Genomic DNA, 21,261 nt, shown 5'->3' with positions numbered 1-21,261 from the left:
AGCACCCTGGAGGTGCTCTTTCAATCTACTGGTATCCTGCATATAATCTGAACGGCACTAGTCGCCGCCTACTTTGCTTTGCTCCGGCAGCTCATTATAGCCCGTTGAGTTCTCTCTCTTGGTGGCGTTATCCGGTATATACTCTTCGCCACCCTCTCCGGAATTAGTCGTGTTGGTGTCTTTGTCTGCTGCGTCAGCGCCGCCTGTTACTTTTTCTCCTTCTTTTTCCACCGATGCGGCTTTTTTCTTTTCTTCTTCCATAGCTCTTTTATATTTGTTGTTCATTCCTTATAAGTAGAATCGGGGCTAAAAGTTATGGAACTGCGTTCTGTATAGAGGTCATTCAGCCGGTACAGGTTGTGTGGCACTTGTTTTATTTAACTCATGTTGCGATTATTCTTTTGTAGCTGAAATGAACCCACCCCTGCCCCTCCGAGGAGGGGAATCTTTCTTCTGAACCGAAATTCCCCTCTTGGGAGGGGCAGGGGTGGGTCTTTAACGGTAGCGAAACAGTGAAAGGAGTATACCGCAACTTGTTTTATTTAAAAAAATGGATGGAAAACAATGACAGGTAAAGGACTGTTAGCAAATTGGATAGGGAGCGATACCGGTGATGAGAAAATACACCTTCACTGAATTTGTCTCTTCTTCAGCAGGATTTATACGGATTTTGCATCATTTTTTTATAAAATATAATCCATTTTGAATTTATAATATCTAATCGCTGTTCCTGTATTAGCCCCCAAAATCAAAACAAAGCGCAGGCATTGCTTGCTCCTTGTTTTTTAGTTTCGGCAGCTCAAAGCAAATAATCCCCTTGTGTATAACACAGGGTGTACAAAATTGCTTTTGCCCCGAAGAATACAAATTACTCTATGGCAGGCAGTATAAAGCAGGCGCTGTTGCAGCATACCCTTCACGCTTTATAAAGCCTTGATAGCAGCTGTTGTGGACCATTACCACGCTTATCAGTTATAGCAAGACACAAAAGGAATAACAGAAAGAGCAAAAGATTTTAATTTCAGATAGACATTTTGCTGAAAATTAAGTATCTTCTGTTTTCGAAATCAAATAATCAAGCACCCATACATTACATCACCATGATAGGATTAGTTGCTTAGCAGTAGCTTAAACTCCAGCTAGATAGGTTGAGAAACTGCTTTTGCTCTATGTTGTAAAATGATTCTGACTATGTTATAAATGACACACCCTATGAACATTTTAGAAAAGATAAAGACAAATTACAGTGCCTCTATGAACGAGATGACAGTAGCTGCCTATCTCGAGGAGTGTAAGAAGAACCCGAAGGTATATGCCAAGCCTGCTGAAAGGATACTGGCAGCCATCGGGGAGCCGGAGATGCTGGATACTCGCCAGGATCCTGTGCTAAGCAGAATCTTCTCCAACAAGAAGATAAAAGTATATCCAGCCTTCAAAGACTTTTATGGCATGGAAAGCACCGTGGAGCAGATCGTGTCTTATTTCAGGCACTCGGCGCAGGGCCTGGAAGAAAAGAAGCAGATTCTGTACCTGATGGGCCCGGTAGGAGGGGGTAAGAGCTCCCTGGCTGAAAAGCTGAAGCACTTAATGCAGCAGCACCCTATCTATGTGCTGAAGGCAGGTGAAGAGGTAAGCCCGGTATTTGAAAGCCCGCTGGGTTTGTTTGCCGATTATACCGAGGAACTGGAGCAGGAGTATAATATCCCGTCCCGCTATGTGCCGGGTTGCATGAGCCCCTGGGCTTCTAAAAGGCTTAGGGAGTTTGGTGGCGACATCAACAAGTTTAAGGTGATCATGCTGTACCCTTCTATTCAGGAGCAGATTGCCATCTCCAAAACAGAGCCGGGTGATGAAAACAACCAGGATATTTCGACGCTGGTGGGTAAAGTCGATATCCGGAAACTGGCTGAATTTCAGCAAAGTGATCCGGATGCTTACTCCTATACCGGTGGCCTCTGCCTGGCAAACCAGGGCCTGCTGGAGTTTGTGGAGATGTTCAAGGCCCCGATAAAAGTGCTCAACCCTTTACTGACAGCCACACAGGAAAAAAACTACAAAGGCACGGAGCCCATCGGCGCTATTCCTTTCGATGGCATCATCCTGGCGCACTCCAACGAATCGGAATGGTCCAAGTTCCTCAACGACAAAAAGAACGAAGCCTTCCTGGACCGTATCTACAAAGTACAGGTGCCTTACTGCCTGCGCGTGAGCGAAGAAATCAAGATTTACGAAAAGCTTATTCAGGAAAGCTCGCTGAAGAAAGCCCCCTGCGCTCCTAAAACCATTGAGCTGCTGGCAGAATTCTCTGTTATGTCGCGGCTGAAGGAGCCTGAGAACTCCACTATCTACTCCAAGATGCGGGTGTATAACGGCGAAACACTGCGGGAAACAGATCCGAACGCCAAATCTATACAGGAATACCGCGATGATGCCGGCATTAACGAAGGTATGCAGGGTATCTCCACCCGATTTGCCTTTAAAATCCTTTCCAGGGTGTTTAACTTCGACAGTGAGGAAATTGCTGCCAACCCGGTGCACCTGCTTTATGTGCTGGAGCAGGAGGTGATAAAAATGATGCTTCCTCCTGAAACAGAAACGAAGTACCTGCACCTGATCAAGTCGGTGCTGGCCAGCAAGTATGCTGAGTTTATTTCTGATGAGATCCAGAAAGCTTATATCGAGTCTTATTCCTCTTACGGGCAGAACATCTTTGACAAGTACGTGATTTATGCTGACCACTGGATGCAGAACAACGATTTCCGCGATCCGGACTCAGGGGAGATCTTCGACAGGAGCATCCTGAACGCCGAACTGGAGAAAATCGAGAAGCCAGCCGGCATCGCCAATCCAAAAGATTTCCGGGCGGAGGTCACCAACTTCACGCTGCGCTACAAGGCCAACCATGGGGGAGAAAGCCCAAGGTGGGACTCGTACGAGAAAATCAAAAACGTTATCGAGAAAAAGATCTTCACCAATACAGAAGACCTGCTGCCGGTGGTTTCCTTCACTGCGAAATCCAATGAGGAGGATGAGAAGAAGCACATGGACTTCACCAGAAGGATGAAGGACAGGGGCTATACCGATAAGCAGATCCGCATACTGGTGGATTGGTTTATGCGGGTAAGGAAGACGATGGGATAGGGGGAAGTTAGAAAGTTGGAAAGTTAGAAAGTTAGAAAGTTATGCTAAGTCAGAATGTTAGGAAGTAGAAAGTCGAAGTGCAATCCTTTCCTTATTCCAGCTAGACATTACATCCTAACTTCCATTTTAAAACTTTCTAACTTTCTAATTCTCTAACTTTTTAACTCAAAATAACTCTCTAACTCTCATGAGTAGCATAATCGATAGAAGAAAGAATGATAAGGGGAAGTCTACTGGTAACCGGCAGAAATTCCTGAAGCGGGTCGAGCACCAGATCAAAAAGGCCATCCCTGATATTATCAGCCAGGAAAGTATTACTGACAGCCAGACCGGGGGCAGTGTAAAAGTGCCTGTGCGTGGGCTGGATGAGCCGAGCTTCCGGCATGACTCCAAAAGCGGGAAAAAGCAAATCGTGAAGCCGGGGAACGATAAGTTCCAGGAAGGTGACCGTGTGCCCAAACCAAAGGAAGGCGGTGGAGGAGGCGGCAACGGGAAAGGTTCTAACAGCCCCGATACTACGGAAGATGAGTTTACGGTGGTCTTGTCGCGGGAGGAGTTTCTGAAGTATTTCTTTGATGACCTGGCGCTGCCCAACATGGTGAAGAAGCTGATGGAAAGCACCGAAAACTTCTCGATGCGGCGGGCCGGCTATACCAGAGACAGCGTTCCTTCCCGGTTAAACATCAAAACCAGTTATCAGCAGTCGCTGGGGCGGCAATTAGCGTTGAAAGGTGTGTTTGATAAAAAACTGAAGGCCCTGCAGGAGCAGCTTGCCGCGGCCACCGGTCCGGAAGAAAGAGCAGCCCTTGAATTTGAAATTGAGAAAGTGACCCGGCAGGCCAATACAATTCCTTTTTTCGAAGACCTCGACCTGCGGTACAACAACTTTGAACGGGTGCCGATTCCGGTTACCTCTGCTGTGATGTTCTGCATCATGGACGTGTCGGCTTCGATGGGATATCACGAAAAAGACATTGCCAAACGGTTTTTCACGCTCTTATACATCTTCCTGACAAGGCAGTACAAAAATGTGGAGCTCGTTTTTATCCGGCACCACACCGAGGCCAAAGAAGTAAACGAGGAGGAGTTTTTCAACTCAAGGGAAAGCGGCGGCACCGTGGTGGCCCCTTCCCTGAAACTGATGGACAAGATTATCCGCGAAAGGTATGACGAGAGTTGGAACGTGTACTGCTGCCAGGCATCCGACGGGGACGTATGGTCCAGGGAAGATGCGCTGGAGTGTAAGAAACTGCTGCAAAGCACCATATTACCTGCTATCCAGTTTATGGCCTATATCGAAATTAACAGGAAGGCAAGAGAAAGCGATCTGTGGCAGGCCTATAGACGGATCAGCAACAACGAGGATTTCTCAATACGCCACGTGTACGAGACCTACGAAATATGGCCTGTCTTCCAGGGGCTCTTCAAAAAGCGGGAGACCGTGGCGGCAGGGTAATTGTCTGCATCAGGAGTTTTGTCTGAATCAGGATTTTCTTGATGAGGAAGGATTTAGAGGATTTCTGGAGATGTAAAATCACCTTCATCTCCTGCTGTTACAATCTAGTGGACGAACCGTTGGTGAGAGCTTGCAGTTTGTACCTCTCTACCTGAAACAGGCCTGCTTGTGACGTACATTCCAGATAAGCTAATTTTGTGCTTCACCTCGAATGCCATTTATATTTGACAAAGCAAGTATTGTTTTTGAAGTATTAGCTGTTAGCAAATTTTAGTGCAGGGAGAGAGTTGTCCAACCACCCCTGCCCCTCCTTGTCTAAGGAGGGGAGTCTTGTATTACTAATTCACTCTGCCTTTACCATAGCAGGCTTTATTAATTTACGAGGTACAGGACTGAAAAAAGTAAATGAAATAAGATATGAAACAACCGTTTGCTATACAACAAGAGAGGTAAAGCCGGAAAAGCAGGCTCCCCTCCTTAAACTCTAAAGGGGGCCCCTGCACCCCCAGGAGGGGTTAGGGGTGGTTGGATACAGGAACCGGGGCAAACCTCAAGATAAAAGCAAAAACCCACGCTGCAAGTACGCACCTGCGACGGCAGCTACAGCTTTACATAATAAGCAAACTAAAAATCTTTAATTAAACCACTCATGATGGATAAAGATAAATACAGAGCGATGTTTTGTAATCCCAACTGGGACTACGACACGCTGGAGGCGGCCGATGAGGTGATCAGCAGATTCGGGCGGGAGTACCTGAAGCTTAAAACCTATCCGAACCAGATAGAAATCGTGACGTCGGAGCAGATGCTGGATGCTTATGCCCTGACTGGTTTGCCTACTTCTTACCCGCACTGGAAGTTCGGAAAGGACTTTGTCCTGAACCAGAACAACTATACCAAGGGCCGCATGGGGCTTTCCTATGAACTGGTCATCAACTCCAACCCCTGCATCAGCTATAACATGGAGAACAACTCCACCTGTATGATGCTGCTCGTGATTGCGCATGCCTGCCAGGGCCACAATGCCTTTTTCGCCAACAATTACATGTTCCTCGACTGGACCTCGGCCGACTCTATTGTGGACTATATGGTTTTTGCCCGCGAGTTTATTATGAAGTGCGAAGAGGAGCATGGGGAAGAGGAAGTTGAAATGGTGCTGGATGCTGCCCATGCCCTGATGTACCACGGGGTAGACAAATATAAAAAACCCTCTAAAGTAACTGCCAGGGAAGAAAACGAAAGGTTGAAAAAGCTGACGCACATCAAAAGGGAGAATTATAACGAGTTATGGAAAACGCTGCCGACACCGCCCCCCACGCCGGAGGCTATGGCAGGAGAGGAGGATAAGTTTCCAGACGAGCCGGAAGAGAACATCCTGTACTTTATAGAAAAGTATGCCCCGGCACTGCCGCAATGGAAAAGAGAAATTATCCGGATTGTGCGCAAAGTATCGCAGTACTTTTACCCTCAGGGCGCTACCAAGGTAATGAACGAGGGCTTCGCCACTTTCACGCACTATCACCTCATCAACAAAATGTTTGAGGAAGGCTACGTGAACGACGGCTTTATGCTGGAGTTCTTCAAAAGCCATAGCGGGGTATTGTACCAGCCCGAGTACAACAGCAAATACTACTCAGGCCTGAACCCCTACACGCTGGGCTTTAACATTTTCATGGATATCAAGCGCATCTGCCAGGAGCCGACCGAGGAAGACAGACAGTGGTTCCCTGACCTGATTGGTAAGGACTGGCTGCAGCAGGTGCATTATGTGATGGAGAACTTCCGGGACGACAGCTTTATTTTGCAGTACCTGTCGCCGAAGGTTATCCGCGACATGAAGTTGTTTACCATCGTGGACAACGAGCTGGAAGATACCTATGAGATTGGGGCCATCCACAACGAGCGGGGCTATAAAAAAGTACGGCTGCAGCTGAGCAACCAATACGACCGCTCTTCTTATGTACCCAATATACAGGTAACGAAAGTAGACCTGCACCAGACAAGCAAACTGTACCTGACGCATTACATTCAGAAAGACCGCCGCCTGGACACGGACAGCACCCAGACCACCCTCGAGCATATCCGTTATCTGTGGGGATTCCCGGTAGAACTTCAGTCTAAAAACAAGCTGGGAATAAATGAGAGCACCTTTGAGGTGAAGTAGGCAGGTGAGTGGGCGGAAACCTTCTGGCTTTGCAGCTGTACAAGCCCTACTTTATCATTTTCACAAAGTGAAGACAGCTTTACAGCTACTGCGCAGTCCCTTATTCAATATTTTTAGTCCCAGCGGGACGACCTGTTGATAGTATAATAGCCATCGGCACTTTTAGCTCCAGAGGAGCGGTCTGTAATTATATCCTAAACAGGCCGCTCCTCTGGAGCTTGGGTGTTATGAAGACTATTCGGCTATCAACAGGTCGTCCCGATGGGACTTTGTGGTGCCATCAGTTTTGTAAACCTGCTAAAGTCGGGATGAAGGCACGTTTGAAATTTATTACAAGGCTCACCTGCGCTTCAAAAACAAATTTAAACAGGCGCTAAAAGCCCTTTAACGAAATGGCCCCCTGTTTTGTGGAATTTCCACCGAGCAGGGGGCCATCATGTTTGCCTAGTTACCCGGCCACGAAATCCAGGGAATGCGGAGGAGAATCAGCGCCAGGCCAATCCCGTAAAAAATGGCGATGGACTTGAACCCTGCGTTCTTGCCCAGCATGCGCTTTGCGCGGGAGTAGCCAATCGTTATCAGCACAACGGCTATGATCATGGTAAGCGGGTGCTCCAGCATATAAAGTCTGGCTACGCTGTCGCCCATGGCTTCGCCTGAAAAGTTTGGCAGACCCCTTGGCGAAACAAAGTACAAAATAACGCCTATTACCCACTGCAGGTGCACCGGAATAAGGCCGAGCAGGCTTAGTTTTCTGTCTTTGTCCGAAAAAGTCCTGTTCCCAAACAAGCCGGCAAGCGCCGCTAAAAAGCTGATAATGAGCCCTAGCAATACCAGATAGGCTATGTAAGAATGTAAGTGCTGTAATCCTGTATACATTGTATCGTTTAATTTTTCAGCTGTAAATATAGGAAATAATAGTAAAGGAGAGGCGCATAAAACGCAGGCCTGTTTTTGTTGCGCTGTGTTTCCGGTGTTCCTGCCGGGCGAAATCAGACAAATTCATTTTCCGGCGTTTTTCAGGGAAAGGAAACCAGTCGCTTGCCTTTACAGGTCCCCGTCTTCCTGTTCACTGGCCCCTGGAGGGTTAAACAGGCCCCAGTCGTCCCAGACATAATTCCAGGGATCGAAGCCGGCAACCCACTCCAGGAAAAGCAGCCGGTATTCTTCAATGGCGTGGCGGAGGAGGGGTAGGTAGGTGGTATCCTGAAAGCCGTAAAGCTTTAGAGCTGTGCAGTTGGTGAGCAGGTCCCGGGCCGCTTTGCGTATCAGCACGGCGTTCTCCATCCGGATACTGTAGAGGTCGGCACCTGCCGCACCCGCCACCTTCACTGTGAGCAAGGCAGCATCCTGAAGCATAAACTCCCGGATGTGCTGCAGCATGATGTCTTCTTCGGGCACCAGTTCTACAATGCAGGAGGTGAGGTGATAAATTTCTTCCCCTTTGCGGTATATAGGGAGATTCTTGTGTTGATGCATTTGTGCCTTTCTGGTTTGTAACGCGTTTCTGAAGAACCGGCAGCCTTTGCCTTTGTACGAATAAACCCAATTCATGCGAAAAAGCCTATTGATCCCTGGCTGCTCCATCTGCCCATGATAATATATAATTAAACATTATAGCTACTCCTTAGTTAACCTTCTGAAAACCAACCAATCATTTAAATTTAAAACTATGAAGAAGGTAAGTATTTTTGTTTGTGCAGCTTTGTTCCTATATGGATGCGGCGGCAACGAACCAACCACAGAAAGCGCTGAAGTAATGACGGATAACACAGAAGCCATGGCGACTGATGCCACCACCATGGAAGCAGCAAACCCGAATATCGTGGAGCTAGCTTCCAACACGCCGCAACTGTCTACGCTGGTGCAGGCCTTGCAGGCAGCAGATTTAGCTGGCACCCTGCAGGACGGAGGCCCCTATACCGTTTTTGCGCCTACCAACGAAGCGTTTGAAGCTCTTCCGGCAGGTACGCTGGACGACCTGCTAAAGCCAGAGAACAAGCAGAAACTCATCGACATCCTGACCTACCATGTTACATCCGGAAGTGTGATGGCTGCAGACCTGTCTGACGGGATGAAAGTAAGCACCCTGAGTGAGGATGAAGTGGAAGTGATGACGGAAGGAGATAAAGTGATGATTAACGACGCCAATGTAACCATGCCCAATATAGAGGCATCTAACGGTGTCGTGCATGTGATTGATAAAGTGATGCTGCCTCCTTCAGCAATGTAATTTAACCAACACAGCACCTAAGTGGCCAGCCAGGTTTAAAAAACCTGGCTGGTTTTTTTATTTCTTCAGGTGCCGTGCACAGGCGCCGCCGCTTTAATTCAGCGGCACGCTGGTAAAATCTGCGCAAGCTATACAGCTTTTACCTCATAAAAGACAAAACAGGACGATGCAAAAAGACAGGACATCAGGGGGTGCTTTACGAATGGGATCAGAAAATATACCAGAACCTATCCTTTGCTGAAGTTGCTTTTTATCTGATCCGCAATATTGCCGCAACACCCTCTTCACGTCATATGGATTATTATCTTTGTAAGCATGTTCCGGCTTGCGCTCCGGCAAAAGCAATCTCACCTTATATTGTTATATGAATAAAATGAAAAAGAACCCTTTCGTGCTGCTTTTCTGCTTTTTGGTGGTAGCACTTTCTTCACATGCTCAGAATGGTAAGGAGCCTGTCAAGGTAACAGACTTACTGAAGATAAAGCAGATAGGCAGTATAGCACTTACACCCGATGGGAATAAGGCCGCTTTCTCCGTCACCAGCATTGAGCCAGACCCTGCTGATGCGGCCGAGTACAAGTACAGCACGCAGCTGTTCTTAATGCCTGTTAATAACACAGCGCAGGCTCCCCGGCAGATAACCTATGGCAGCAACAGCGCTTCGCAGCCTGCCTGGAGCCCCGACGGGAAGCAACTGGCTTTTGTAAGAGCAACAGACGGCAAGCCCCAGATTTACCTGCTTTCGATGGAAGGGGGCGAGCCGGTGCAGTTGACGAAGTTTACCTACGGCGCGAACAGCCCGGTGTGGAGCCCCGACGGCAAACAGCTTCTTTTTACTTCCGGCTTCGGCTTAAAGGAGTTTTTATCTGATTCCCTGCTCAACCCGAACAAGGAGATACCCAAGTGGTCTTACGAGAAGCCGGGTTTCTTTCAGAACGAGAACCTGAACCTAAATCCAACCAGGCCAAATGCTGATGGCTCCTTAGCTGAAATACGCTCTTACCTGGATAAAAACGAAAAGGACAACAAAGCCAAAGTTATTAACCAGCTCGACTTTCAGGAAGAAGCGGGGGTAACGGGCAGCATAGAGTTGTCTCACATCTTTATCATGGATGCCAGACCGGAGGCTACGCCACGGGATCTGACGCAGGGCTTTTCTACCAGCTACAATCCGGCCTTCACAAAGGATGGCAAACGAATTGTTTTCGAAGGAGACAACGACGAGTCTGAGCACCCCGACCGCTCACGGGAGTCAGAAATCTTCAGCATCAACACAGACGGAAGCGGGCTACAGCAGCTCTTAGGGCAGAAAAAAATGGCTTATAGCAATGCTGCCTTGTCACCTTCAGGCAAATGGCTGGCTTTCCAGTACCAGCCCATCAACGATGTCAGAATTCCGCAGCTTGCCATTATGCCTTTAAATGGTACGGAAGCGGACATGGTTACTATTCCTTATGACCGAAATAAAAGCAACCTCACCTGGACCGAGGACGACAAGTACCTGTATTTTACATCCCCCTCTAATGGAGGCGTGCTCCTGAACAGGGTAAGCCCTAAAAGCAAAAAAGTAGAGCAGCTCACAGACTTCACCAGTGGCGTGGGGAGCTTTGCTGTTCATAAAAACAAGCTGGTGTATGTAAAAACGGAGGTAGCCAATCCGAGTGAGTTGTACCTGGCGAATGCGGCGGCTAAAAATGAGAAGCGGATTTCATCCTTTAACCATGATTGGGTAAAAGACAAGAAACTGAGCCTGCCGGAGAAAAAGACCTTCACCAACAGCAAAGGCCAGACAATTGAATATTGGGTGATGAAGCCAACAAACTATGAGGCTGGCAGAAAGTACCCGATGCTACTGGAGATACATGGCGGCCCTACGGCTATGTGGGGGCCGGGTGAAGGCAGTATGTGGCACGAGTACCAGTTCTTCGCTTCAAGAGGATATGGGGTGGTATACAGCAACCCGCGTGGCTCAGGCGGCTATGGAGAGGAGTTTATGAGAGCCAACATGAAAGACTGGGGCAACGGACCAGCCACCGACATCCTCACTGCCCTGGACCATGCCGTAGCCGAAGGCTGGGCAGACACGGCCCGTTTAGCGGTGACAGGTGGTTCTTATGGCGGCTATATGGTGTCCTGGATACTTGGCCACGACAAGCGCTTTGCTGCGGCCTGCTCGCAGCGCGGTGTGTACGACCTGGGCACCTTCTTCGGAGAGGGCAATGCCTGGCGCCTGGTTCCGAACTATTTCGGAGGGTATCCCTGGGAAGCAGACAGTAAGCCTATTCTGCAATCAGAATCACCGCTCACCTACGTGCAGAACATTACGACGCCGCTTATCATTTTTCATGGGGAGAATGACTTACGTACCGGTGTGATACAAAGTGAAATGCTTTACAAAAGCCTGAAGATTTTAAACAGGCCGGTAGAGTACGTGCGCCACCCAGGAGCAACACACGAAATTACCCGTAGCGGAAACAACCGGCAGCGCATCGACCAGATGCTCCGAACCTATGAGTTTTTTGAGCGCTGGCTGAATAACAGCGATACTGCCAAACTCTAACTCCTAATTTTTATTTAAAACACAAAAGCCGCTTCATCTGTGAAGCGGCTTTTGTGTTTTAAAACGTTCTAATGCAGGAAGTAGATCAGGTACTTAAGTCAACCGTATTTGTCATTAAGCTAAGTGAGGCTCACCGAATAAGAAGATTTATAAATCTCTATAGCCGCCCTTGAAGACTTCGTTCACATGCCAGATAGTGAATTCCGGATCAGGATAGAAGAATTTCTTTTACGGTGGCTGGATAGATTTCCCATGGTGCTGTAGTAACCATTCGTTTGCACCTAAACCATTGCATTGTTTTTAATAAAATTAACCTACAGCCATTTTAGCTGCTCCTTTCCATAAGAAAGCAGGCATAGGCTCATGTAATTCCCAATTAATATTCATAGGTCTTGATCCACTATGAGAAAGATACTCTACTGGGCCTAAAAAGTAGTAAGGACTAGTAAATCCATAAGCATCCTTTTTCTCTTCTCTAACAAATAGAAGTAGATTCTTCTTGTACTCCTTGTGTTTGATGTAGGAGATACCTACTGGGCTTTCAGGAGCTGTTTTGTTTTGTGACTGCCAATGGAATATTTTTTCGTTAATGGCATAGTCTTCATACTGCGTGCTCGGGGAAAAATCTTTATCTGATTTATTCAAGGTAACTAGCAGTAATTCTGTATTTAGATCAGAAATATTAATAACGCCTTCCTGAGATGGAAATGCTCTTTCAGGAGTAGTTTTGCCAAAGGCGCACAATATTTCATCTCTCGAATAGCGAGCATGTACTTCCATCGCTACCGGATAGTCTAAATCAATTGCTTTGGTAGTATGGGTTAGATGACCTCTCAAGTAAGCGACAATCTCTTGTAGCTCATTCTTAAGCACCGGGTATCTCGCTATCTCCCGCAGCCCTTCTTCTATACTTGCAAAACCATATTCCCCAATGCCCTTTTGCCAAATGTCATAATAAAACATTAAAGCAAATTGTTTATCAAGCGCATCGGTGCTAGCGAAGTAAAAACCTTTGTCTATAAGATTAGCGATGAATTGTAAATAGGAGGGAGAGTCAATTTGAACCAGCCTCTTTAATCCTTTAGCTAGCTGGCTGTGATGCTCCTGTGTTTCGTCATTTAGCAGTCCAGCATCCTGCTTTAATTCAGACCATGTACTGTATTTATAAATTGAGCGGATATCCAGATGATGATATGTTAGGAAATTAGCAAGTGTCAATTCCTGGTGTGTATGATGCTGAAAGCTGATAACTTCACTTCGTAATCTCCTGATATTGAAAATAGCATTTTTTATGTTATCCAAAATATAGTTCTTGGCTTGCTTTTCCATTCGGATATTACAGCCCGGAGGTAAATGAGGGAAGTTGTTTTCGATTTCTTTTTGAATATTAAACCTCGATTTACCTGCTAACGCTCTAAACTTATCAGCAAAATTATACCGCTCATGTGCCTGGCTCACAAAGTCCAAAACCGTTAAACATTCTTTGCCTTCCGAAATCCTGAGTCCACGGCCCAACTGCTGCAGGAATACAGTTAAACTTTCTGTAGGCCGTAAAAATAAAATCGTGTCAATTTCAGGAATATCTACCCCTTCATTAAATATGTCAACCACAAAAACGAAGTTGATCTCACCTTTAATGAGTCGCTGCCGAATAGTAGCTCTTTCCGAGTCGTTGCCATTACCGCTAACTAAAGAAACCGCTCTATAGCCAGCCCTAATAAATGCTTCGCTCATAAATTGTGCGTGCGCTTTTGAGGTACAGAAGCAAAGTGTTTTCGATTCAAAGGGATCTGTCAGGTAATGCTCTACGGCATCTATAACTAAAGCTACTCGTTGCCTGCTCGACAAGATATGTGTTAAGTCAGTGGTGTTATACTTTCCCGCTTCCCACTTAACTTTTCTCAGATCGACGCTATTATCTGAAATACAGAAGTACTGAAACGGGCTGAGCAGTTTTAAAGTAAGCGCATCTGCTAACCTGATTTCCGCAGAAATTTTATCGTTGAAATCTGGCAGCAAACTTTTGCCGTCCATTCGTTCCGGTGTAGCAGTTAGTCCAAGTAAGATCTTAGGCAAAAACAGATCAAAGATAATACGATAGGTATCAGCTTGACTGTGGTGCGCTTCGTCTATTACAATGAAATCATAGTAGTCTGCTGAGAACCTTTCTCTAAAGAACTCCTTTTGAGAATTGAAAGTTTGTATGGAGACAAAGAGATGCTTTAAGTCACCATCTTGTGGCGTATGGTTCCCTACCCACAGTTGGCCGAAGTCGTTATACCCAGCACCGAGTACGGCTCTAAAAGAAACAACGGCCTGCTCTAAAATTTCTTTTCTGTGCGCTATAAACAGCAGGTTTGCTTTGCCTTTTTGTGACAGGAAAAACCGTTGGTAATCGAAGGCTGAGATAATCGTTTTGCCTGTACCTGTAGCAGCAACAATAAGGTTTCTATAGTTGCTGTATAACTCCCTTTCCACCTTCAGCTTTTCCAGTACTTCCTTCTGAAAAGGGAAGGGAGTTATCTTAAAATAATCGGTTAACGAAACTACATTATCTCTTTGCTTTTCCTGCTGTATGGCTTCCTTGAATTTAGTTATACCACCGATAGTAAAGTCTTCGAAATCGATGCTGTTCCAGTAATGGTCGAATGTAGCTTTAGCCTTTTCTATAATGTGCGGATTCTCCTGGCTGGTTACTCTTAAATTCCACTCCAGTCCTTTTGTTAAAGCTGATTTAGAAAGATTAGAGGAACCGATAAAAGCGGTATTAAATGCAGTGTTTCTTTCGAAGATATAAGCCTTCGCATGGAGTCGTTCAATCTTTGTTTGATAGGAAATCTTGATGTTCGTATTTGGAAGCCTCGATAAGAAATCCAAAGCTCTTGCCTCTGTAGCTCCCATATACGAAGTCGTGATAATGCGAAGTTCGGCGCCTTCACGCGCTGTAAACTCTTTTAAAGCTCGCTCAAATATTCGCAGTCCAGACCATCTTATAAAGGAGACTATCCAATAGATCTTATCAGCAGATAAAATGTCACGCTCGATTTCTGTATCAATAGAGATATCGGAGTTACTTCCTGTAAATAGGTTACTAACTGATAAGCCAGTTTGGGGAATCTTGCGATTCAGGTCTTCTAACAGTTGCTTGTCTTTTTTACCTATTTTGGCAAGTACAGCTGTCAGAATTTGTTCTTCAAAATATATCAAGCTATCACTAGCATCTAGGTTTATCTTTTCATCTACAAACTGAATGATCTCATTGCAGAATTTTACCTGCTTTTTAATATCTTCCTTTTTTAACTCCCTTAAAGCAAGTTGTATTAGACAGATCAAGTACTCAGACAGTATCTTAGCTGCTTCTTCTTTATCAATTTGAGCCTGAGCTATAAAAAACTTCTCTGATGATAAGCTTTCGATTTTGTTCTTTAGCGAAGAGGTAATTAGCTGTTCGTAAATTCCTTCTTTAAGCATCCTTTGTGGAAGTATAGTAAATCAAAATAAAATGGGGAATGATTTAGCCTTTAAAAACATGCTGGCGATGCCACGCCAGATTACCAGCCTCTGGATAGTGCTTTGCTCCAAAAGGTAAAGTCAATGGTTTCCTTTTTAGGTGTCGAAGTGCATAGTTATTTGTAGTATCTTCAGCTATTGCATCAGAAACCAGCACAGTTAGTCTTTCATCAACAGAGATAAGCCCCCGATCAAAAGCGCGGTGCAGGTTAGGGCAAAGAGCCAAACCGTTGTTTATCTTATCGTCTTTACTTAAGCTAAAAGGTACAATGTGGCAAGCATCGATCATTGAAAAGCCGTGATTGGAAACCAGACGCATACCTGAAATGCAACAAGTATGATTGTATACTTGTGGTACCAATTTTTTAAATAAGCCACCACGAATAAACAGCTCTTCTTCGTCTGTATCGGTTAATGCCAAAGCATAGCCTGCAGGGCTTTCGTTAAGCAGGTAGCTCTGTAAATTTTGTATATAACCGCCTTGCTTCGTCTTCAGATATTCTGATTTTGTATTAGGGAAATAATGATCTAAGAGCACTGTCTTTAGTATGTTCCGGCTCTCCGTGTTGGTCAGTAAACTATAAAGATCATCGGCAAAGCAGCCGTAGTCAACAACTTCGTTCAGAGTATTAATGCTTTTAATATGCACATTCAAAGCTGTTCCTACTTTTGTTCTTACAGTCCAGAAACCTTCAGCAGTTAAGTGGTAAAACGGTAGTGAGAAATCGGAAGTATGCGCCGTCCTTACCAAAAGTGCAAAGGTTTCTTTAAACAGCGCCACCAGTTCTGGTGAAATGTACACCATGTTGTCTGTGATTTCTCTTTTCTCAAATAGCTCAATAAAAGAAAGCAACAGTACAGGTTTATGAGGTGCTTTCCCATACTTGGTAACGCCCTGACGCAGTCTGGTAAACTTCTTTAAATAGGTATTAAGTGCAGAAGGATTAGAAGCCATTCTTTTTTACATAAATAAGCAAAAAAAACACCTTGATGATTACTTGACTTTCTAAGGTGATTCTCAAATATACAAACTTGAATATATAAAATATGTGAGCCTAGCTTTTAAGTTTACAACCTACTAAGCCTTTAACACCTCCAGCACCTACTAATGAAATTATGAAGAACCTCTCTTGCTTCCTCCTCCTGGCATAATTCCATTTCTCCTCTCATTCCCAGACTATCTCCAGACATGACGGAGGCAACATAACCGCTGCTGCCTTAGACCAGAAGATACAGTCGCAGATGGATGCCGCGGATGTACATCACGGTTTTCAATAATCAGGAGCCGGTATATTAAAAGAACTTTAATTATAAACGCCACGACATTATTCCCTGACACCTCTCTGGATACCTGCAGAGCGCGAAATTACAAAAACCGAAGTCTCAGGAACTTACGAGGTAGTATGCTAAACCTCCTGCCTCTGTTTGCGTTCACAACCTTATAATCCAAATACTAATGAGATAAAGCAAATGGGGCAGAACACAATTATTGATGCCATTGAAAAACAGGAGTGGCTTAAAACGGCAGGAGACGCTATACATCCTGCGGTTGTCAATGCTTTTGAAGCAGGCGGTGAAGCCGGTCAGCAGGTGAAGGATGCGCTGCACGGTACCTGGCTTGGCCACCCCTTGCATCCTGCTCTAACCGATGTTCCCATCGGATCATGGACGACGGCTGCCGTGCTGGACACCATGGAGCTCATGGGGAAGAAAAAATATGCCCCAGGTGCCGACGCCGCTGTGGCAGTTGGTCTGGTTGGAGCAGTTGGCGCGGCAGTAACAGGCCTTACCGACTGGACCGGCACGACGAAGGAAAGGCGGAAAATCGGGATGATGCATGGTATGCTGAATGCAGGTGCGGCCGCTCTTTACGTCACATCGCTGTTGCTCCGCCGGCGCAAAAATACCCGCGGAACTGCTATTGGCCTGTCTATGCTGGGGTATGGGGTGGTGAGTTTCGGTGCCTACCTGGGAGGGCACCTTGTGTTCGGCAAGCAGTTAGGTGTAGATCACACGGCTACGGCTGCAGAATATCCGGAAGATTTTGTCTCTGTTTTACCGGAAAATGAATTAGCCGAAAACTCCATGCGCTGTGTCAAAGCCGGAGAAGTTCCCGTGCTTCTTGCCCGAAAGAACGGGAAGATATTTGCCCTGGCCCATACGTGCTCGCACCTTGGCGGCCCCCTCTCAGAAGGTGATCTGCTTGACGATGGCCGCGTGCGCTGTCCGTGGCACGGGTCTGTTTTTTCTTTGGAAGACGGCAGCGTGGTACATGGCCCGGCAACAGAGCCGCAGCCCCGGTTTGAAGTACGGGTAAGAGATGGTCAGATTGAGGTTCGGACCCCTGCAAAAGAAAACAAATAGCGCAATTGTTCATGCGGACAGGTAACAGCCTTTTCGCACAACAGGCGTAGCCTTGAAACAAGGAATATGATACTGTCGCAGAAAACCTTGGCGCTGGGAAGCCTCAGGTAATTGCCTGTTATTCTTTGTATTGAAGGAGCATGTGTTATAAGTTTAAGTATGCTTGCTGCTTTATTCCCTGCTACTATGAAAAAACTGTACTTCCTTCTTCTTGCTGTTCTTCCCCTCACCACCCACGCTCAAACCATCACCAAACTTGACGGAAGTAAAATAACCGCTACAGCCTTAGACCAGAAGATACAGGCGCTGGTGGATGCTGCTGATGTTCACGGATTGGCGATAACTGTATTCAATAAGCAGGAGCCGGTCTATAAAAAGACCTTTGGCTATAAGCGCCTCGATACAAAGGAGCCGATAAAGACCAGCACTAACTTTTATGGCGCTTCGCTGAGCAAGGCGGTGTTTGCGGTGCTTGTGATGAAATTGGTAGAGGAGGGAGTGCTGGACCTGGACAAGCCCCTGCAGGACTATCTGCCCAAATCCATTTACACCTATACCCCCACCAAAAAATGGCACGACGACTTCCGTGATCTGGCACATGACACGCTCTATCAAGACATAACCGCCAGAATGTGCCTGGCGCATACAAGCGGATTCCCCAACTGGAGGTGGTTCGAGGAAGACCAGAAAATAAAAGTAAAGCATAGCCCCGGCACAAAGTATCTTTATTCAGGGGAGGGGATGGTGTACCTGCAGGTGGTGCTCGAAAAGATGACGGGCAAAGAACTGGAGGCACTCATGCAGGAAAAGGTTTTTACGCCTTTGGGCATGAAGCAATCTTCTTATACCTGGCAACCGCAGTTCGATGCGGATTATGTGGTGGGGCATAATGCAAAGGGGGAGCTTTACCCGAAGGACAAGGACAACGAGGCCAGGTCCGCCAGCACCCTCGAAACCACGCTTGATGATTATACCCTGTTCACGCAGGCGGTGCTTCAGAACAAGCTGTTAAAGTCTTCTACCACAAAGGAAATGTTCAGCCCGCAAATCAGGCTCCGGTCTGTCAGGCAGTTCGGCCCTTTGAGTGCGCGCGATACCACCGCCAACGATGCCATTGCCTTAAGCTATGGCCTGGGCTGGGGCCTGCTGCAATCGCCTTACGGCACGGGAGCTTTTAAAGAAGGGCATGGCAACGGTTTCCAGCATTACTCCATCGTCTTCCCGGAGCAGGGCACCGGCATCATCATTCTCAGCAACAGCGACAACGCCGAAAGTATTTTTAAAGCGCTGCTCGAAACCGCCATCGGCGACACCTACACCCCCTGGTACTGGCAGAACTATATTCCCTACAACCAGAAATAGAAAAGCATACAGTCAGCTTATTTTTGTGGTGCAGCCCGATGCCGCAAACATATGCTTACGCCTGGATGTACTTTTTGCCTGCAACGTGCCTGTTACTGCGCCTGAAATTCCTGATGGCAGCGGTGCTGCCTGTGCCGTGTCAGCTTTCCTGCACCTGGTGCAGACGGCTTTTCCCCAATCAAAAGATTAAGTTTTAAAAAAAATACTTTCTCCAGCAGGCAACGGTTCATGTATCGGCTTTGTCTATCAGTCAAAATAAACCTATGAAAATTAATATCATGAAACCAAACCATTTTGTGCTGCTGGCAGGACTAAGCCTATCCGTTTTCCTTTCTTCCTGCGACAAAGAAAACATTTTACCTTCCACGCCAGGTCAACCTTCTACAGGTACACCATCGCCAACAACTCCTACAACTCCACCACCGCCTGTTACGCCGCCACCCACCGACAACACGCCTACGCCTGTAACTACCAACAGCCTGCTCACGCAGCTGGGAACCAGAAACTTCCGCTACGACACACAAAACCGGCTGGTAGAGGTGAGCTATTCTGACCAGCAAACACAGGGCTATACTGTGGTGTATGAAGGCGATAAACCCGTGCGGCTCAATTTTAAGGGCGGCACGAATTACCTGCTGTATACTTATGATGGCGATAAAGTAGTGGAGGCCAAGCGCTATTACGGGGAGAACCTGGTAAACTACCACTACACCTTTGAGTACAGCGGAGAGAAGCTGGTGAAAAAGACCACTATGAGCTACGCCCGCTATGACGAAGGCAGGCTCGGAATTGCGGAATATAAGTATGATGCAAACGGCAACCTGACGGAAATTGTGCAGGCATGGTCGTCCAGCAACAGGTTAGAAGACCTGAGCACACTATATACAATATACTGGGGCAGTTATGACGACAAACCCAACCCCGTGCCTTACGCCGAAAGTGAGATGTACCTGCCGGGTGTGAAACTGTTTGAAAATAACCCAGGCTTTCGTGATGCTGAACGCTATACCTATGTTTACCACGAATCCGGCATGCCGCAGCAACGGTACACGAAGCTGGAGACACACCCGCACGTGCCCGCTTTTATAGATAGCTATAATTATGAATAATGGACGTGAGGTAATCATTTCTTATGTTCTCCTTTGAGGAGGGACCTTTATACCGGTTAGTAGTTGCAGCCTGGCATTTTTTGGTTGGAGCTTTTTTGCATGACGCTTTCATAAGTAAAATTTAAACAGGCTACAGCAGTCAGGCAGCCTTTACAGGCTATAGAAGAAGAACTGGTTTTTACCTGAACGAAAACAGCCGCTTTACCTCAACAGGGAAGCGGCTGTTTCTTTTTTATAACAGGGAATGGCGTTTCCGGGTATCCGTTGCCTTACCGGGTGCTGAGTAAGTGGGGGATGCTTTAAAATTTAGTGCAGCTAAATCGTTGACTGTGAAATGTATGAAAGGTTTTAGTGTTATACACCGTCATAAAAGGTACAATTTATTACGTCCTCCCCTATACATATGCCCGTATACAGGCCGATTAATACCCAACCAAATACAATACGATTATGATGAAGAAACTATTTTTTGCAGCCGCCCTGATAATTGGCTCTTTCTCTGCTGCGCAGGCGCAGGCCACTTTCGGCGTAAGGGGAGGGGCTAACCTCTCGAACCTTTCCGGTGATTTGCGTGACGAAGATATGTTTGAGAATAAAGTGTCCTTTCATGGCGGTGTGACTTTAAACCTACCGGTGGTGGAGGATTTCGTTTCCATTCAGCCGGAGCTCCTTTACTCCAGGAAAGGCTTTAAGAGCAGTGGGGTGGAGTACACTAACCTGCTTTTACAGCAAAGAAGACGCGAAGGCCGCGTGAACTATAATTACCTGGATCTGCCTGTGCTGGCCCACGTGAACGCCGGTCCGGTATACTTTGAACTGGGGCCGCAACTGAGCTACCTGCTCAGCGTGAACAACGAGACGGAAGTGTATGATGGCAATGGAAACCTCATCTCCAGCACCGAAAACGAGCAGAACAAAGAAGGCCTTGCTGATTTTGAGATCGGCTATGCCGCCGGCATTGGTTTTGCCGCCGGCAACGGCATCAGCCTTGGCCTACGTTACAATGGTGCTTTCACTGATTTTGTGAAGGATGATTCCAACTACATGGAAGGAGACCTCTCCAACGCCCGCCACTCCGTGTTTATGCTGACACTAGGTCTACGTTTCCCATCCGGTAACTAAGATAACATAAAGGCCTGTTATACCAGCCAGCCTTGCCCTTCGGGCAGGGCTGGTTTTTTTATGGGTTGATTATGGTTGTTACTTCTGTGGCTGATTTGTCGTGCGGAAGTCTGTTTTATCTTACGGGGTATTGTTATGTATGCTGTTATAGCTATACTGCTCTCATGGCTGCTCCGAGTAGAGGTTAGTGAACTGACTGTCAGGTATTTAAAGGTTGTTCCGTGTCCAGTTGCTGTAAAG

General features: G+C 46.6%; 14 protein-coding genes and 1 pseudogene. 9 read left to right on the top strand and 6 right to left on the bottom strand.

The genetic code is table 11. The features are described 5' to 3' along the window. Window positions 1–57: 57 nt before the first annotated feature. Window positions 58–285 (bottom strand): hypothetical protein, encoded by a 228-nt coding sequence (locus DXT99_RS01975; RefSeq protein WP_115563839.1) that lies wholly within the window; start codon window positions 283–285, stop codon window positions 58–60. 927 nt (window positions 286–1,212) lie between these two features. Here DXT99_RS01975 and DXT99_RS01970 point away from each other — a divergent pair. The 3 genes from DXT99_RS01970 (at window position 1,213) to DXT99_RS01960 (ending at window position 6,761) form a co-directional block, all read left to right on the top strand. Then, complete coding sequence (locus tag DXT99_RS01970; protein WP_115563838.1) at window positions 1,213–3,141, top strand: PrkA family serine protein kinase; 1,929 nt, start codon at window positions 1,213–1,215, stop codon at window positions 3,139–3,141. 187 nt (window positions 3,142–3,328) lie between these two features. Next, entirely contained in the window at window positions 3,329–4,597 is a 1,269-nt protein-coding gene (locus DXT99_RS01965; RefSeq protein WP_115563837.1) for a YeaH/YhbH family protein, read from the top strand. 649 nt (window positions 4,598–5,246) lie between these two features. After that, entirely contained in the window at window positions 5,247–6,761 is a 1,515-nt protein-coding gene (locus DXT99_RS01960; protein WP_115563836.1) for a SpoVR family protein, read from the top strand. Between the two features lie 444 nt (window positions 6,762–7,205). Here the strand turns inward: DXT99_RS01960 and DXT99_RS01955 are convergent, their stop codons facing one another. Next, complete coding sequence (locus DXT99_RS01955; RefSeq protein WP_115563835.1) at window positions 7,206–7,640, bottom strand: hypothetical protein; 435 nt, start codon at window positions 7,638–7,640, stop codon at window positions 7,206–7,208. A 168-nt stretch (window positions 7,641–7,808) separates the two neighbouring features. After that, a complete protein-coding gene (locus DXT99_RS01950) occupies window positions 7,809–8,240 on the bottom strand; it encodes a hypothetical protein (RefSeq protein ID WP_115563876.1) in 432 nt (143 codons plus the stop codon). Window positions 8,241–8,433: 193 nt separating this feature from the next. Here DXT99_RS01950 and DXT99_RS01945 point away from each other — a divergent pair, with 193 nt between their 5' ends. Both DXT99_RS01945 and DXT99_RS01940 read left to right on the top strand, forming a co-directional pair. Then, on the top strand, window positions 8,434–8,994 hold the full coding sequence (locus tag DXT99_RS01945; protein ID WP_115563834.1) for a fasciclin domain-containing protein: 561 nt from the start codon (window positions 8,434–8,436) through the stop codon (window positions 8,992–8,994). A gap of 373 nt (window positions 8,995–9,367) precedes the next feature. Beyond that, window positions 9,368–11,554: a S9 family peptidase gene (locus DXT99_RS01940; protein ID WP_115563875.1), complete on the top strand. Its 2,187-nt coding sequence runs from the start codon at window positions 9,368–9,370 to the stop codon at window positions 11,552–11,554. 147 nt (window positions 11,555–11,701) lie between these two features. On the opposite strand, the pseudogene DXT99_RS27925 reads toward DXT99_RS01940, so the two are convergent. The 3 genes and pseudogenes from DXT99_RS27925 to DXT99_RS01930 form a co-directional block, all read right to left on the bottom strand. Beyond that, window positions 11,702–11,851: pseudogene (locus tag DXT99_RS27925) on the bottom strand (phosphorothioated DNA-binding restriction endonuclease); the annotation flags it as partial. 12 nt (window positions 11,852–11,863) lie between these two features. Then, window positions 11,864–15,025 carry a DEAD/DEAH box helicase gene (locus tag DXT99_RS01935; protein WP_115563833.1) on the bottom strand — a complete coding sequence of 1,054 codons (3,162 nt, stop codon included), beginning with the start codon at window positions 15,023–15,025 and terminating at the stop codon, window positions 11,864–11,866. A 43-nt stretch (window positions 15,026–15,068) separates the two neighbouring features. After that, window positions 15,069–16,019 carry an HNH endonuclease gene (locus DXT99_RS01930; protein WP_115563832.1) on the bottom strand — a complete coding sequence of 317 codons (951 nt, stop codon included), beginning with the start codon at window positions 16,017–16,019 and terminating at the stop codon, window positions 15,069–15,071. Between the two features lie 515 nt (window positions 16,020–16,534). Between DXT99_RS01930 and DXT99_RS01925 the strand changes: the two genes are divergently transcribed. From DXT99_RS01925 to DXT99_RS01910, 4 genes are all read left to right on the top strand, one after another. After that, window positions 16,535–17,428, top strand: coding sequence for a Rieske 2Fe-2S domain-containing protein (locus DXT99_RS01925; protein WP_115563831.1), 894 nt, complete (start codon window positions 16,535–16,537; stop codon window positions 17,426–17,428). Between the two features lie 186 nt (window positions 17,429–17,614). Beyond that, the gene (locus DXT99_RS01920) at window positions 17,615–18,790 is read left to right on the top strand and encodes a serine hydrolase domain-containing protein (RefSeq protein WP_115563874.1); all 1,176 of its coding nucleotides are present in this window, start codon (window positions 17,615–17,617) and stop codon (window positions 18,788–18,790) included. A 263-nt stretch (window positions 18,791–19,053) separates the two neighbouring features. Beyond that, on the top strand, window positions 19,054–19,899 hold the full coding sequence (locus DXT99_RS01915) for a hypothetical protein (protein ID WP_246000403.1): 846 nt from the start codon (window positions 19,054–19,056) through the stop codon (window positions 19,897–19,899). Window positions 19,900–20,349: 450 nt separating this feature from the next. Then, window positions 20,350–21,021 (top strand): porin family protein, encoded by a 672-nt coding sequence (locus DXT99_RS01910; protein WP_246000402.1) that lies wholly within the window; start codon window positions 20,350–20,352, stop codon window positions 21,019–21,021. The last annotated feature ends 240 nt before the right edge of the window (window positions 21,022–21,261 follow it).

Origin of the sequence: Pontibacter diazotrophicus (assembly GCF_003367245.1) — a bacterium.
In the GTDB taxonomy this organism is placed as follows: Bacteria; Bacteroidota; Bacteroidia; order Cytophagales; family Hymenobacteraceae; genus Pontibacter; species Pontibacter diazotrophicus.
Note: the sequence above shows the minus strand (reverse complement) of the source record. Positions and strands in the feature narration are given on the sequence as shown.